Annotated in this window: 9 protein-coding genes; 3 read left to right on the forward strand and 6 right to left on the reverse strand. The window is 59.0% G+C overall.

Translation table 11 applies throughout. From position 1 onward, the window contains the following. Positions 1 to 3 precede the first annotated feature (3 nt). The 3 genes from NKH57_RS02145 to NKH57_RS02155 all read right to left on the reverse strand — a co-directional run bounded on the left by NKH57_RS02145 (position 4) and on the right by NKH57_RS02155 (position 4,642). Entirely contained in the window at positions 4 to 588 is a 585-nt protein-coding gene (locus NKH57_RS02145; protein WP_352941283.1) for an anti-phage-associated DUF3780 domain-containing protein, read from the reverse strand. Beyond that, positions 585 to 3,710: an anti-phage-associated DUF499 domain-containing protein gene (locus tag NKH57_RS02150; RefSeq protein ID WP_352941286.1), complete on the reverse strand. Its 3,126-nt coding sequence runs from the start codon at positions 3,708 to 3,710 to the stop codon at positions 585 to 587. Before NKH57_RS02150 ends, NKH57_RS02145 begins: the two co-directional genes overlap by 4 nt. A gap of 521 nt (positions 3,711 to 4,231) precedes the next feature. After that, on the reverse strand, positions 4,232 to 4,642 hold the full coding sequence (locus NKH57_RS02155) for a hypothetical protein (RefSeq protein WP_352941288.1): 411 nt from the start codon (positions 4,640 to 4,642) through the stop codon (positions 4,232 to 4,234). A 279-nt stretch (positions 4,643 to 4,921) separates the two neighbouring features. Here NKH57_RS02155 and NKH57_RS02160 point away from each other — a divergent pair, with 279 nt between their 5' ends. Then, a complete protein-coding gene (locus tag NKH57_RS02160) occupies positions 4,922 to 6,343 on the forward strand; it encodes a TniQ family protein (RefSeq protein ID WP_352941290.1) in 1,422 nt (473 codons plus the stop codon). A gap of 131 nt (positions 6,344 to 6,474) precedes the next feature. Then, on the forward strand, positions 6,475 to 10,566 hold the full coding sequence (locus tag NKH57_RS02165; RefSeq protein ID WP_352941292.1) for a P-loop NTPase fold protein: 4,092 nt from the start codon (positions 6,475 to 6,477) through the stop codon (positions 10,564 to 10,566). Between the two features lie 42 nt (positions 10,567 to 10,608). Here the strand turns inward: NKH57_RS02165 and NKH57_RS02170 are convergent, their stop codons facing one another. The 3 genes from NKH57_RS02170 to NKH57_RS02180 form a co-directional block, all read right to left on the reverse strand. Beyond that, the gene (locus tag NKH57_RS02170) at positions 10,609 to 11,982 is read right to left on the reverse strand and encodes a hypothetical protein (RefSeq protein WP_352941294.1); all 1,374 of its coding nucleotides are present in this window, start codon (positions 11,980 to 11,982) and stop codon (positions 10,609 to 10,611) included. Between the two features lie 242 nt (positions 11,983 to 12,224). Continuing rightward, the gene (locus tag NKH57_RS02175; protein ID WP_352941296.1) at positions 12,225 to 13,007 is read right to left on the reverse strand and encodes a DNA-processing protein DprA; all 783 of its coding nucleotides are present in this window, start codon (positions 13,005 to 13,007) and stop codon (positions 12,225 to 12,227) included. 312 nt (positions 13,008 to 13,319) lie between these two features. Next, complete coding sequence (locus NKH57_RS02180; RefSeq protein WP_352941298.1) at positions 13,320 to 14,747, reverse strand: ATP-binding protein; 1,428 nt, start codon at positions 14,745 to 14,747, stop codon at positions 13,320 to 13,322. A gap of 452 nt (positions 14,748 to 15,199) precedes the next feature. Between NKH57_RS02180 and NKH57_RS02185 the strand changes: the two genes are divergently transcribed. Then, the gene (locus NKH57_RS02185) at positions 15,200 to 15,484 is read left to right on the forward strand and encodes a hypothetical protein (RefSeq protein ID WP_352552596.1); all 285 of its coding nucleotides are present in this window, start codon (positions 15,200 to 15,202) and stop codon (positions 15,482 to 15,484) included. The last annotated feature ends 82 nt before the right edge of the window (positions 15,485 to 15,566 follow it).

Genomic DNA, 15,566 nt, shown 5'->3' on the forward strand with positions numbered 1-15,566 from the left:
CAATCAATCCCTTGATGGCAGCAGCGCGAACAGGTCGGCTTCGGCTTTAGCCTTGGGCGTCTTGCGGCGCTTGATCGGGGTCATTGGCCCGGGTGTTTCCGTCAACGCCACCCTGACCGCCTTGCGCCAGCCAATGTCGGTGTCGGCTGCGGTGCCGGTGGCGGTGTCGCACATCCGGAACAGCCACCATCTTTCCTCGGGCTTAAGCGCTGCCCAAGAAGCACATGCCGCAGGATAATCGTCGGGCCGCGCGGTTTCGACGGCCCACGCGAGAAGGCAGAATTCCCGTCCCAGAAGACGCTCGACCTTGTTGTCGCCGGCGTTCCAGCGGCTGGGCTTCAGCTTCTTTTCCCGAAGACGTTCGTTAAGGACCCGCTTGGCCTCGTCCTTGATACCGTTCCATGCCTTGCGGGAAAGCTTGCACCGTAGGAGATGGTCGTCGTCAGAGGATTCGGCGTTGATACCGAACTGTTCGATGATCTCGATGTCGCCGGAATTTCCACCGGGAACCCGCACTACGAAGTGATGCGGGTCAATGGTGTCCGGGACCCCGAACCCCATGGTCTGCAGGGACTCGCGTTCGTTCATGACTGATCGACTTCGATCGCGGATACGTTTTCTCCAAGAGCCTTGGCGAACTGCTCAAGGCCGAACCCTGTCTCGAAGCCGATCTTCTTGGCGCCCAGCTTCACGTCGGCATTGTCGTCACCGAGCGCCTTGCGTGACGCCGCGATCAAATCCCTCGCCCCCGCGGGGGAGAGGACGACGTCGCTTCCGATGCGCATGCTGATATTGAGCGAACCCGAACCGATCGTCAGCGACGCCGCCTCGAAGGTCCCCTTGTTCGCTTCGGCCTCCTCCAGGATCTTGTAGGTGTCGGCTGTCGTCTCGGCCTTCACGTCTTTCGTCAGCTTCGCCTTTCGGTTCCTGTCGATCAGTTTTTCGCCGGAACGTCCCGCGACATGGAATTCTTTCTCGACGGCCACGCCTTGGTCTACAGCGTAGGCGTAGATCGTGACAGCCTCCGTGCCAGGGAGGTCAATGGGTCCAGAGTAGACGGCGCTTTCCTTCACGTTGCTTCCGTCAGTGTTCCAGCGGATCGTGCCGCGCGGCACCACAGAAAGCTCGACAGTCCTCTTGCCGGCTACGAAGTGCGGCTGGTGCGTCAGCGTCAGGACATTCGTCCATACGACCGGATCTCCCTGCTCATGCTTGCCTTCCGGATCGATGACGAGGAACCACAGCTTAGTGGCCTTGGTGGAGAACGGATTTTCCTCCAGGTCACGGCCGTCCTTCTCGAAGTCTCCGGTCTCGGAAACCTTGATGACCGCAGATTTTCCTGCGTGCATCGGATGGATCGTGAGCGGCACTTCCCCCGTGCTCTCGTTCAGGGCCCCGCTGATCACGCCCGCTTTAGTGCGTGGCTTCTTGGGAGACTTGTCTACGAAGCCGTCAGCTTCGTAGACCCATCGGCCGATGGAGACCGCATGGGACCTGAGGATCTCGAGGCCTTTCGGAGGCAGCCACAGCCAGCGAGGATTAGTTTGTGCACGGCTGACGACGTCCGCCCACGGAATCCTCGTCTGGTTTTCGGGCCACAGCAGTTCTTCCGCCCGTCCCATCAACTTGTCGGCCTCAAGGAGGACATCCGCTACAAGCTTCTGGGCCCCGGTGCTTTGAAGGGCAGCTTCGATGGCGGCCTCCCCGCCAAGGCTGATCGTGTAATCCTTGCCGTCCTTCTCGACCGCCAGTTTCAACGTCGTGTACTTCAGTTCAGCCTTTGCCTTGTCCTGCGACGAAGACATCGGGAAATAGACTCGGTTGAACAGCGTCGTGACGGTGGAGGAGAAGTCGAACGCCGCGCTTTCGGCCTCTTCGGCCAGTTCCTCGTCGTGCACCTTGCTGGCGCCGAGTTCCGCCTTCACTTTGGCGATCGCCCATATCCTGCGGGTTTTTTCTTCAAGGCTGCCCATAGAGGAGCCGTCTCCGGCGACGACGCAGAAGGCGTTCTTGTAGGTCACGCTGTCGAGAAATGCCTGCGCTGCCTGCGGAGGCGTCCGCGCATCGGGACTCATCACGAGAAGGCAGCGGCCCGATGCTTCCAGGGACACTTCGTCTATTTTCGGGAGCGCATAAACGGTCTGGTACGCATTCTTCGTTTCCGGTTTGAACGCCAGCATAAGACGGCGGGCCATCTCGGCTTCGACCACGGCGATGGGAGCGTTGTCCGCCTTGGTCTGGATGCGCTTCCGGAGGTTTTCGGTATTGGAGAAATACCAGACGTCGCCTTCCTTCTTGAGGTACCAGCAATCCTTCTGCAACTCGTCGAAAGCCTCTTCGAATTCCGAGGCATTCCGGTCAGGGACGACCAGGTATTCGATCAGCGTGGACTTGTTCAGACCTTTGATCGAATCCACGGCGTCGGATAGCGATGCCGTCAGCAAGAGCTTTGCCACCTGCGTGGCAGCATTGTTTCCTTTTGCCTCGTCGATGACTTGGGCATGCGCGGAGCCGTCCGTGCTGGTGACGTCCTTCGCCAAGGCACCCTCGAGCTTGCCGATCCGGATGACTTCGTCCCGGACATCGGCAATCCTAAGATCGAGGTGCTGGCAGCCAATCAGATAGACGTCGCTTGTCTGCTCGCCTTCCCAAACGCTCTTCAGCATCTTGGATACGAACTGCATCAGGCCGCGCGTCTGACGGTAGTTCTCGTTCTCCTTGAAGAGCGCGATGATGTTTTTGACTGACGGGTGGAACGGATAGGAGCCGATGACCTCGTCGGCGATCTGTTCCGACGACCTGGCGATGGTCTTCGAACGTTCTGCGATCGTGATCGCCTCGCCGTACATCTCCGCGACCTTTTCCACTTCGGAAGGGTCCGGAAGCTTCCTGAACATGCGGGTGCGCACGATGTCGTAGATTTCGTTGGTGTTGAGATCGACCGGGGTGATGGGCTGCGCCTGCCGCTTCGCCTCATTGGCCAAGTCGGAGATCGCCTTCACCAATTCCTTGCTCGCGTCCTTATAAGAACCAAGCAGGCTGGAAATGACGATGGCGGTCCTCGGCAGCTTCATGGCGGCCGAAAGCAGATTCGAAACGGCAGCATTCGTGACGTCAGCCAAGGTGCCGCCGCCGACAGACCGGGTCAGGGCATAAGCAAAGTATGGCGGCAATTCGTCGATGAGAATAAGTGTCGGCTCGTTCCCGATCAGCTTGATCCAGTCGTTCTCCGTCGGCGCGTCGGGGCCGTTTACCCAGAAGCGGGAAAAGGATTCCCCGTCGCCGAGCTGCGTGGCGATATCACCCCAAAGAAAGCGGTCACGGGAGATATTGCGACCTTCAACGGTCACGACACGGGACTTTTCGCCGACGATGCCATCGGTCACCTTGGCCGGCACGCGACCATACAGCTGAGGATTTCGCGCGAGCAGGCCCAAAGCCAGCATCGAATGGGTCTTGCCGCCACCCATCGCCTGCCTGAGTTCGAAAACGGCCTGAGACGATTTTCCGCTCAGCCGCTGCAAGCCTTCGCGAAGCAGCCGCTCCATGCCTCGAGTGACGAAGTTCTTGTTGAAGAATTCGTCCGCTGCGCCTTCCGCTTCCGTCAGGAGGTCGCCCAGGTGTTCGACCTGATCGGCCAAGGTGAAATCAAGCGCGCCCGGTTCGAGTTCGCAGAGTTCCTTGACCGTCGATATGCGCGTGTAAGTCATTCCCCAGTCGCCCCCTTCATTTACGCTGCCGTCACGCTCTTCTGACGGTCTCGTTTTTTGCCTGCCGCATTACGGGCAATCCGTCCCCAAGCCGCCATATAGCTCGCAATCTGCAGCACAAGATCTCTTGCTCGATGCTGAGTCCTGTCTACCGCCGGCGCAATTGAATTGCGCGGAGAAATTTCCGTTCGGCGGAAATGACAGTGAATAATCCAGCAAATACCGCAAGCAACGTTTCGATCCGAAATGCCTGCCGATCTAGAATGTTCCGGCTTTGTCCAAACCTCATAGGTTCATAGGTTAACGGGTTGTCGGCCTCATAGTCTACGGGTTTATCTGAAGGATTCCAGATAATTAGGATGGATTCCTTGGAGCTAAAGACGAAGGGCTTTGTTAAGGGATTCGTGGTCTAATTTCTGGAATTCAATTCTAGGAATCGAGCCACAGGAAAGCCAGGAAACGAATGAAAGAGCGTTCCTTCGAAACCTGGTCCGCCACATCGCGCAGAGCCAGGTTTCTCCTCACGCTCGGCATTGTCGTCGCTCGGGCCAGTCGCGGCCGAAGTGCCTTTGGCGAAGTGGAACACGACAGAAGCCTTCTCCACCGTGGACGTCGCTGATCTCCAGATGCGTGAAGCGCGCAAGCGCAGGTTCGTAGGTGGCATGCAGCCGCCAGTCCGTGCCACTACTGCCGGGACGCGAGATCGAACTGCCGTCGACAATGCGCAGCCGGCGCTCCATGGGCACGCAGCTTTTGGCGCAAGCGCTTTCGAGCAAGGCGCCAGCGATGCTGCCGAGCCAATCGGCCGCTCCGCGCAAGCGCTTCAAAAGTGCAACATCCGAAAGGCTCGCAACATCATTCATCCCGGCCCAGGCCGCAGCCGAGCGCAGGCTCATCCCACCGGGGCCGTAGGCCAACGCCAGACGCAGCAATGTTGCTGCGTCTGCAACATTGCGACGGCGCACCAGCGCTCCTGTCGCCCGCGCCGTCGCCTCAAGATCAATGCACTGCGACAGCCCCGATATCAGAGCCTGCCAGTCTGCTTCGATGGAATCATTCGTTTGCATCTGGCCGAGGAATCACATCTCGATTCCACCAGTCTACCCCTAAGTTAGCGCCTATGGGACATTGTCCCTGCCGAGCAGCTGGAGATCGTTCTCCAGCTGCCTATTCCAGCGAGCTGGCGAGACAGGCTGCAGCGCTCCACGCCTATGATCCAAGAGGACGGCATCAGGCTCTGCGGCGAGTTCCTGCGGGACAAGCAGTTTTCCATCTCGAAACGGCGCTTCTGTCCCGCCTGCCTCGGAGAGAGCGCCTACCATCGGCTCTGGTGGGACATCCTGGCAATCACTGAGTGTCCGTTCCACCGGACGCGGATCGAGGATTCGCTTCCCGACGGGAGTCCCCTGATGTGGTGGTGGCCGTATTTCGATCACTCCCCGAAGGGCGAGTACCTTGGGAGGAAGGGCATTCCCCGGAAAGATCCCGGAGGCACGTTCGCCGGATATGTCCTCTCCCGGCTTGGCATCTGCAACTCGCCACCTGCACCGCTTTTGGACGACATGTCGCTGCAGGAAGTTATCGACACGTGCGACATGCTCGGGCGGCTGCTTGGTTCGCCGAGGTCTGCACGCCACCCGCCCTCGTTGGAATCACACCCGGAGATTGGATTCGAGGCTCTGTTTCGCGGTCCGGCGCATCTCATGCGCAAGCTCCGAATGTGGCTCACCCGCGAGGTTCCGGAGGAGTGCCGTCGTCGCGGCCATGTCGTGGCCTTCGGCTGGATTACCGACAATCGGTTCACGTTGTCCCCCCGGATGTCGAGCTTGTTCAACAAGGCGATGAAGAAAGCCCTCGCTGCGGAGAACCGTACGGTGCCGCGCGAACTCTCGGACGCAGACTTCTATAGCGACGACATCGGGATCGAGGCCCTCGCGCAAGAACTAGGGATCGTTCGCCGCGGGGTTGCTGCCATTGCGGACAGGCTCGGCATCCTGCCCGAGCGGGAATGGTATCGGGCACGGGTTCATTTCAATCACGACGAGGCTACGCGCATCCGCAAATTCTTGGACGACGTCATCACTACACAGGAGGCAGACCGCATCCTCGGCCTTCCTCCTGGTCAGCTCGGCCCCTTGGTGAAAGCCGGCTTCCTCGATCGGCTCGCAAACGTGACGGGCCGCGGAATGCGGGGCAGCAGGTACGCGAGGTCTCAGGTTGAGGGCTTCCTTGAAAACATGTTCGGCAACATCCCGGAAGGTGAGGTCAAACAGGCGATCTCGTTGATCGTTTGCGCCAGGCGCATGCGCATGGAACCCGGCGGGCTGGTAGCTATGGCCGCGGCGGGCGAACTGGCGCCAGTCTGCCGGAAACCTGGAAGCGTCGGCCTGATGGGTCTTCGTTTCCTCGAACCAGCCCTCGCGCTTCAGAGGCGCCGCCGCGACACCTCACAAGCATTGCGCGACCGGATCAAGGAACTCGCGCTCGCCAAGCCAATGGGCGGACCACGCACGTACTCGAAGCTGCTGGCTGAGGAAGACGAACTTGTATCGACGCCCACCATCAGGAAGCATCTCATCCGGATGGGGTTAGGAAGGCAGGAGGACAGGGTGAAGGCGGCGGCATCCACGTGACCCTGCACAACAGAATTCATTGGCCTCAGATTGCCGCAGTAGCATGGGGTGGTCTAGTTACTGAATTCTGGGGCTTCTCGATGATCCAGGTGGGATATACGCTTGTCGAGGGTAGAAAACCGGGGGACACAATGACTGCACGAGCCAGCGCGGGAATTTCGGGTGAACACGAGATGCCCAGCGTCTTGGACAGGGAGCTCTCAGTCCTCTCGGAAGACGCCTTTGGCCACCAGTATTTCTCAAAAGCGCTTAGGAGTCTGGTCGAAGGCCGGCATCGTCCGCCCTTCAGTATCGGGCTGCTTGGGTCTTGGGGAACTGGGAAAAGCACAATCAAACAGCTTTATCTTGAGTCCTTGGCATCCGACTCTAGCGGCCCGACCGGGAAGCGACGCGGAAACCGCTTCCGTCCGATCACATTCAACGCCTGGAAGTATGGGGGCGACGATGATATCAAGCGAGCGCTCCTGCGGCATGTATTTATCCAGCTTGGCGGCGACGAGGTGGAACTCCGACGTAGCCTTTATCAGCAGGTTGCCGAGTCCGCTCAGGTAAGACGGAACCTAGGAGAATGGTTTAAGGAAGCCATGCTCCAGAACGCCGCGTCGGCATTTCTTTTCGTGCTACTGCTAGCGAGTACTGTGGGCGTCTTCTGGTTTGCTTCATACAGCCTCGGTCTTTCGAACCAATTGGGCATCAGTGCTGTTCTGTCAGTTGCCGCGATTGTCGGTGCCTTCTTGGCCAGAAACGTTGTCGACCTCAGGCTGAAATCGCCAACGTTGTTCAATAGCCAATCAGTGGTCACTTTCCCCGCCACAAGTGCAGAGGAATACGAACGGCTGCTGGTCAATCAGATCGAGACGTTTCGGAAGTCACGGGATGGCCGTTCGTGCGAGCGCCTCGTCGTGTTCGTTGACGACCTCGACCGTCTGTCCGCAGCTGAAATGGTTTCCGGGCTGGACGCTGTTCGGACCTTCCTTGAACTCCCCCTTACCGACGGTTCTGAAAACTTCGGAGTCGTCTTCGTCATTTCGTGTGACGAAGACCGTGTGGCCGATGCGTTGTCACGTGGACGTGGCAGGGTGAATCCTGAATTGCCAGGGTCCGTTTTCACGCGCTCGGACGCGCGTCGATATCTTGACCGACTGTTCCAGTTTCGCCTCGAGATTCCGCCGTTTCCAAAGCTGGATATGAGGCAGTTTACGGAGAAGAAACTTCGTGCCGCCGGCTCCATGGTTGTCGAGCTTGAAAAGCGAGGGGTCAGGCTGCAAGACCTCGTAGACAGGCTAATTCACGTCGGGGTCCAAAGTCCGCGCAACGCGATACAGATCCTAAACGCTTTCACTCAGACCTGGTGGATCGCGACCCAAAGGGAGCGGAGCGGCGTCGGCTCCAGCGCCCCAGGGGTCTTGCATGGGGGTGCAGTTACAAATCACCCCCTTGCGCTGGCTGCGCTGTGCGTCCTGCGGGTCGATTTTCCGGATTTCTACAACGAGCTACTGAAGCGCCCGGAGTTGATTCAGGAGTTTAACCGAGTGGTATTCCGGCGAGAACCGCCGGAAGCGCTTGCGATCGGCGCCCAATACGCTCTGAAGGAATTCCTAGCTGCGGCAGACGGAAAAATCGGAAATGACGTTCGGACGGAGCACCGGCAGCTTCGCCAGTACCTGTCCAGCCTCTTGGACTTGAGGTGGCCCAGGTCACTGCAGCCACTGCTCCTTCTTGCGCAGGATGCGATCTCTAGGAAATTCGGAGATCGCGCTGCCGAGTTGAACGACGCCTTCGTGTCAGGGGATATTCAAGGAGTCCTCGAAATCTTCGGCCATCATCTCGACGACGATGACCTCGGACGTGACGACGTTCGACTGCTGGAAGAACTCTCTGAAGGACTGGCAGACGACACAGCCGCGCGAAGGGTAAATGCTGCGAGGGTACTGGCAGCCTTGGCTCACCGCATACCCGCAGAATATCGCAATGGTTTGATGGTCCCGTTGGCACGGCAGATGGCTGGCCTCAAGGACATCCGGACGAACGTTGGTCCCCGCGCGGCAAAGGGAATTATTGCTTCGCTTGAAGCGGACGACCGCCGGGAGGTCGCCGATCATTTCTGTAGCGACCTCCTTACGGGTCAAAAGCTTGAATGGCGTTTGCTTATGGGCGAGACGCCGAACCTCGAGGAACTCGTTTCCGACGCCAAGGCAGCTGTAGAACTCGTCTTGGACGTCCGGGCCAGTGACGGCCTCCTTTCCTCTTCGGAATCTCGCCTGAAAAGCTGGCTGCTCACCCGAGAGGTTCAAGCAAGCACCGGAGCGCAGACCTTGCCCTTCTCGCAGCTTGAAAACTGGATGGACGAGCATGAAGTGCACCTGCTTCCGTTCCTCAGTTCAGAGTACGCGCACCTCGCAATCCTGGAGCTCGCGAACGAGCCAGCATCCATCCCGAAAAAAGATCGGCTGCTATCGAGGCTCAGCGCAGTCTATCAGAGCCTCGCCCAAGGCGGTCAGGAGAGCCGCCAAGTGCTTTGGCAGCTACTGACAGGGCAGGTGGCGGTCCGCGATCCCGCAGGTGCCTTGAGTGCATGGGGCGAAGCGGGAATTCATGCCGCGCACGCCTCGGATGGAGAGGCTCGAGCATTTCTCGTCGCCCTGGCCGCCCGGTTGCAAAAAGATATGGAAGACGGCGACGACTGGGCGTTGGATTGGGAAGCAGGGGCACACAAGTTCCTCGACCTGGTAACGCGTTGGGAATCCCACATCGATCCGAGTACTGCCACCGGCATCCTGCCGATTATCGCTTCATGGGCCAAAGTCGACGACACCTGTGCCTACATGGTCCGCGCGGCGGAAATTCTGATGCGTAAGGATGCTGACGCATGGAACGGGATGTTGAAACAGATCATCAGCATGCCCTTTGCCGATCTGCCATGGACCTCCCTGGAATATGTAGCGTCACACCTTGGCGAGCTGACTGAGGAGCATAAAGCGGCGCTGACAAGCCAAATGAACGCGATCATCAATGCCGATCCAGTCGATGCGGAGGCTGCGGAAAAATATTCAAGATTTATTGCCACCGCGAAAAGCTCTGAATGGGCAACCGCTCCTCTCCAGGGGCATGTAAAGGCGACGAGAACTCGCGTATTGGCGATGCACACCCGCCCTGATTACCTGTCGGCGATATACCCTGCCGCTCGAATGCTGCTGGAATATGCCCCCAAGGCCCAGGCTGGAGCGTTTCTTAAGCAGCTCTTTGAGCAGGCTGCAGGAGCCCCTGAAGCCTATCCAATTCTGCACCGCGACATGGTGGGATATTGGCCTGAGGAGAACGACCGTACTGGGGCGTACGAACCGGGGAATCTCGCCAGTCGTGCTATTCAATTTATCAAAGAGAACCCCGCAGTTTCCGGCTCTGGTGACGTGCTCAGATCCATTGTGGACATGGAAGCGCGTGGCCTGCTTCCTGAAATCTTGCGTGGCGATATATCCGGAGCGGCCGCAATCCTCTGGCGCCATTCCCCCTCCTCCGTGGAGGCCTGCATCGAACACATTGCAACGTACATGACGCCTGGAGACGTGCAGAAGCTGCTGACTGGGAAGCAGTCGGCTGATGGTAACGCTGACGACCTTCAGGCGATTGTCGGCGCTCTCGCCGGGAGCGCAGACGAACAACGGTGTCTGTCTATCGCGCGGGAGGTTCTTTCGATTCCGATGAAACAGATCGACGATAATCCAGACGGTGCTCTCACCCTCTGGCTGTCCTCGCTGGGCGGCAAGGAGGTGGGGGTCCTTAAGATCTTGCTGGAGGATCAAGGCCTCAATGAAGACCAGAGGGAGCGGATCCTAAACTTCTCGCTGACGGAGCGGGTACGGGTGGGCCTGGACTTCTTCATCGAGATCGTTCCGCTTGTCCTGGCGAAAGCGACGGAAGCAAAGCCGCTAGCCCTCATGGTAAAAGGGATCGACAATGTCGTCTCGCTAGCTCGTACCAGCGACCAGCGAAGCTCGCTCGGGTCGGCGCTTATCCCTACCTTGCCCAGTCTTCCCAAGGAAACCCTGATCGTGGTCGCTCGGTCGATCAAACGTCTCGGAGGCAAGGGCTTGCTGGAACGAAATACTGATGTTCTGGGCAAGATGGATGCCGAGCAGTTGGAGGTTCTTTGCAACGAATTCAAAGATTCGAAGCTTCTGACCCGATATGCACGTGACAGAGAAAATGAGGCGGCCGAATAGCCCTTCTCTGACATGCCTACATTCGCCTCGACACTATGCCATCTATCGCCGATCCAGCATCCGAACCGGATCATTGATCGAGGTCGTCGGCCAGCCAAAGCCGAAGCGCCCGACGTAATACCGATCATGCAGGAATTCCAAGTCCTGCTCCCATTGCCGGATGGCTTCGTCGAGTCGGTCTTGGTCGCTCCTCTTCGCGTTCCGTGCGAAGGCAGCCAGGGATTCGGCCATTTTCCGGAGTCGCTGTGCGCTCCCGGGACTTCCCCATCCCCGCATGTACTCGGCATCGAAGACGCGTGGCAGCTTCCCTTCAAACACGCGTGCGAGGATCGAATGCCGGACAACGGCAGGAAGGCCGGCGGTCTTCCCTACCCGGTACTCCAGATAGGAAAGTATGCCCTCGGACCGCAGTTCCGGAACCGTCGACGTTCCGGGGCCACCCCGCACCTCTGTGTTCGGCCAGGCGAATTCTTCGTCCGTCCTCCTGTCGAGCGCGTCCCAGGCTGTCTCGACCGCCCCGATGACCTGTCGGGCACGCTCATGTTCCGCCGCCTTGGAGGGGGCGGCCAGAACCTTCACGGCGTTCGACCAGAGAACGATAAGCCTCTCCGGAGGAAGGGTCGGTATCGTTTGCAGAAGCCTGCTCACGTCGCCTGAATTCGCCACATGGGATCCGCCAACGGCGGTGAGCGACTTCTCCGCTACCCTGAACTTTTTTGGGGTTTCGTCACCTTCGAAAGGCCTGCTGTCCTGGAGCCGAGCCCGCCCCCTCGGCAGGATCGAGATCACACGTCCTTCGCGTTGGATGTGCCCGAGCGCCTTGTGGTGTTCGATGCAGAGAGGTAGACGGCCGTCTAAACTGTGCTCTGACATATGGCTCCTTGCCATGGACACCGGAATGGCGAGCGCATTTGACACTGCTGCCCGAACCGCAGGATGACGCTTCGCACCCGCGTCGATGGCAGCGAGAACGGCCCGCATCATCTGCTCTATGTTTGGCAACTGAGGTGATCGCGACGCCACTGCCTTCGTTGGCTGTCTCTGAGAATTCGCAAAAGGGCGTCGGAGAACCTTGAAAAGGTAAGCGTTGGACCGCTTCTCGACGTGTGCGAGCTTTCCGGCTCGCTGCAAGCGTTCAACGAACTCACCGATTTCGGTTAGATTCACGGGGGCGTTGCTCCCTTCCGCGTCCTTTGCGACGATCTTGTCCGCAGGGACAGTGACCGTGCCAGCCCTGTCGATGCTGGCAGCCACGTAGTCCATAAGCGCTGTCGCGACGCGAACCCGCCTTCTGGCCGCCTGACTGAGCGGAACTGCCGTCTGGGATTTCCGGGGCTTCTGGATTCTCGGCGAAGTCATCGCCGCCCGACCTCGGGCCTGGCGCGCTTTCGCCTTGTTTGCCTTCGATTTCGCCATCCCTGCCTCCCACCGCACCCAGAATGCATAGATGGCGAAGTGGATCAATGGCGATGCTCCGCCGGAGGTCAGACGGCAACGCAGGCCGATCCCACTCCTCCCTCATGCGTTAGATAGCGAAGAATTCACGTTTCCCGATTATCTAGCGGACATCGCCACGGCTGGCTACGAAGCTCGATCCATCGAAGGGGCCACGCGTTCCCCTCCGCAGCGTGTTCGACCCGTGCGCCCGTGTTGCCCGGTCAAAACAGCTGTAGCTGTGACAGGGGAGTTTGATCTGGTGGGCTTGGCAGCGCCAGAGGGTGAATCATCTGTGCGTAGTCGGACTTGCTTCGTAGCACGATGAGCCGTTCAAGATCGCCGGGCTCGCATTTCAGCAGGTCGGACTTTTCGCGTAGCGCGCCGTCCGCCAGAAGGATGTTCGCTTGCACCTTAGGCTCCTGCCGCGAAACATCTTGAGGTGTCGGATACGGCACCGACAGCCACCGCTGGTATTCAATTGCAGCACGAGAGGCGAAAAGGCTCCCACCTTTAAGGTCGGACTGGATCATGACGACACCCTGCGCCAGTCCAGCTTGCGTTCTGTCTCGCTTGACAAACTGGGCAGGGAGCGGCCCCTGGCCCATTCGGTATTCTGTCACCAAGGCGCCGCCGCTCTCCAGGATCTGCTCAGCCAGCTTCGTATGACCTTTCGGCGAGATCGTCTGCAATCCATGTGCCAAAACCGCGACAGTGTGCCCTCCGGCGCTGACGGCGACCTCATGGGCGATGCCGTCCCATCCAAGGGCCAAGCCGCTCACCACGCTCCACCCGTCTTCGACAAAGAACTCGGTCAATCGTCTGGCGATGATTTTTCCGTGCTCGGTGGGTTCACGGGTGCCGATGATCGCGACTGACTTTTCTGGCGAACTCGCCAACCGCCCTTTGACAAAGAGAATTTGTGGGTCGTCACGGGTTTGGACAAGCAACCGGGGATACTCCGCATCAGCACTCGAAATGATGCGCGCGCCAGCCTTCAGGGCCATAGCCGGCGCAACCTAGACGCCAATCGCGCGGGTCTGCACCACGCTTGCAGACGCGTCGCCGCCAAGTCCGATCGCCGATAGCGGCGGCATGGCGCGCGATTCGCCTACCGAAGGTTGTGCTCCAGAGTCCGTTCCGCGAGCGGTGGAAACTCATGTGGCGACGGCTACCAAGAGTGGGAACTTATGTGGCGACGGTCTGAGTGCCGTTGGCGAACGCTTGAAAATCGTCAGCGATTTCAATGCGGGTGGGTGGAAACTTATGTGGCAACCAAGACGCTGCATGGTGGCCGCGAAACGGTCCATGAATTGACCTTATGGACGGGGCGCAGGCGTTCGGAACGGATGCCTGGCCAGGTCATCCAGTCGCAAAAGGTGTATCGATCCGTCGGTCTTTGCCAGTTCTTCGACTTCTGCACGGAAGCCGTTCCGGCTGAATAACAGATAGTGCTTGCCTTTCTTCCCTGCGCCATAGGTCGTCTGTTCCGAACGATTTCGCAGGGTTTCGAGCATCGCAAGATCCATCGCCACCGAGCGCCACTTGCATTCGCCGTAAAAGAAGGAACCGTTCAGGGTTCGACCCGCAACGTCAATGTCAAAGTCCGCATGGCCCCAGACGCTTCCGACCTCCATCGCCGGAGAACCGAGAGATTCCTGAGCGTTCGCCCGGGCATGATCCACGCACATGCGCTCGAACGCTCCGCCCATGAATTCAGGCAGTCTGGACTCGATCACGTCTTGGAATACCTGCTCGCCAAAGCCGCTGTTGATCGCAGACAGGTTCGGGCGGACGAAATGGTGCCAGAAGGCCATCATGGGGTCATTTAGCGTGTAGCGGCGGTTCCTCGCCTTCTCACTTGCGTCCAAAGACTTGTTCACGTTCACGAGGCCTAGCTTCGAAAGTTTCTGAATGTACGGAGGCAGGCTCCCAGCATCCACCCGAAGCCTTCCTGCGATCTCGCTCGATGTCGTACAGCCGTCCGCGATCGCGGCCGCGATGCTTGAATACATGCCGGGGTCCCGCAGCTCGTTTTGGAGCAGCGTCATAGGTTCGTCCAGCAGTGCGCCTGTTTCCGTCAGGAGCAGGTCCACCACATTTTGCCTGAGGCTCTTCTCCGGGTCGCAGAGCTGCAGGTAGTGGGGGATTCCCCCGAAAATGCCATAGGCCTCGATGGCCTGGCGCGAATCGTAGTCTGGAAAAAACAAGGCGGCGTCCCGCAACGGAAGCTGTTTCACCTCAAGCGTCATCGTCTTGCGGCCATAAAGCGGGTTCCGCTCCGCGAGCAGTTCTTCCATCTGCGCGATCGCCGAACCGCAGATGATAAGTTTCAGGCTTCCCGTCCGAGGAGCACCGCTATCCCAGAATTTCTGGAGGATCGAAGGCAGTGCCTGCTCTTGGTCGACGATATATGGAAACTCGTCGATAATCACGGCAAGCCCTCTGCGGCCGCTGCCGGCGGCGCCCGCCACGTAGTGGAGCACCCCCTCCCAAGACTCGATGGCCTGGAGCAGCGGATCGCTTCCAAGGATGCGTGCCGTTTCGGCTTTGAAAGCTTCGAGGTTCAAGGTCGACGAGACGCGCGTCGCCTGGAAATAGATTTCGTTTGTCCCGTCTACTGCTTCCCGCAGCAGCCGTGACTTCCCGATCCGCCGCCTGCCATAGGCCACAATCAACGATGGCCGAGGAAGGGCAAGTTCCTTGCGGATAAGTTCAAGTTCGCGTTCCCTGCCGACAAACCTCATCATCCGCCCCCTAGCATAATTACGTTTAGTATAATCACGATTATGCTAATTTCAAGCGCGCCATTGATCCCGGTCTTCCGCCCGGCATAATAGTCGCCTCCTCAGCGAGTTTCAGTACGCGAAGAGGTGTGTGCCCTCCTATGATCAGAGCGTGCCAGCCACGGCCCCGTGCCGACTTTTTCCTGAATTGCATCGGGTGATATTAAGTGGGCCGGGAGGGTTTAACGGTTGGTGGCTTTTGCTACCTAACGCTGCAAAAGAGGCGCTCGGAATTCAATCGGACGTGGGGACGCACCAGGGGTTCTTGGGCAGAAGAGCGGCCTCGGCCTCTCAGACGGGAAGACTGTCTCGTTCGGTGTTGCTTGGGATCGACGTTTCGGGGGATTTGATCTCCGGCGGTAGGACAGGCAATTGTAGCATCCGGCAGGGCGTACAGCAGGAGCGAACGAACCATGATCTTGTATACCTATTCACTAGACGTTGAGCCGAACGAAGGCCGCTGGAAAGACCCTGGAACCCCGGGCTTCTTTTTTGCGGAACTGGACGAGGTGCGGCAGGCCGTCATCGAACTCCGCCGCGAAGTCACCTCGAATGAGGACGACGAACCTTCATGGAGTCCGGTTCGCATCGAGCGGATTGAAATCCTCGCTCCGACAGCGCAGAGCGTCCTGACCCTACTCAACGATGGGATTGGACCGCTGATCCAGCGCTATGAGATCGTGGAGACCATTGCGTGAAAGTGATGGTCAAAGGATCGCTCGGCTAGTGGTTCGCGGCGGGCGCCCCATGCATCCATCTGCGGAACGACTACGCCCTGGT

It is taken from the genome of Mesorhizobium sp. M1050, assembly GCF_040318715.1.
Classification (GTDB): Bacteria; Pseudomonadota; Alphaproteobacteria; order Rhizobiales; family Rhizobiaceae; genus Mesorhizobium.

What these genes read in the sequence shown, in the direction of transcription:
- NKH57_RS02160 (WP_352941290.1), top strand. Translation starts at nt 4,922, where the DNA reads ATGATCCAAGAGGACGGCATCAGGCTCTGCGGCGAGTTCCTGCGGGAC.
- NKH57_RS02170 (WP_352941294.1), bottom strand. Translation starts at nt 11,982, where the DNA reads ATGGCGAAATCGAAGGCAAACAAGGCGAAAGCGCGCCAGGCCCGAGGT.
- NKH57_RS02180 (WP_352941298.1), bottom strand. Translation starts at nt 14,747, where the DNA reads ATGAGGTTTGTCGGCAGGGAACGCGAACTTGAACTTATCCGCAAGGAA.
- NKH57_RS02145 (WP_352941283.1), bottom strand. Translation starts at nt 588, where the DNA reads ATGAACGAACGCGAGTCCCTGCAGACCATGGGGTTCGGGGTCCCGGAC.
- NKH57_RS02185 (WP_352552596.1), top strand. Translation starts at nt 15,200, where the DNA reads ATGATCTTGTATACCTATTCACTAGACGTTGAGCCGAACGAAGGCCGC.
- NKH57_RS02175 (WP_352941296.1), bottom strand. Translation starts at nt 13,007, where the DNA reads ATGGCCCTGAAGGCTGGCGCGCGCATCATTTCGAGTGCTGATGCGGAG.
- NKH57_RS02150 (WP_352941286.1), bottom strand. Translation starts at nt 3,710, where the DNA reads ATGACTTACACGCGCATATCGACGGTCAAGGAACTCTGCGAACTCGAA.
- NKH57_RS02165 (WP_352941292.1), top strand. Translation starts at nt 6,475, where the DNA reads ATGACTGCACGAGCCAGCGCGGGAATTTCGGGTGAACACGAGATGCCC.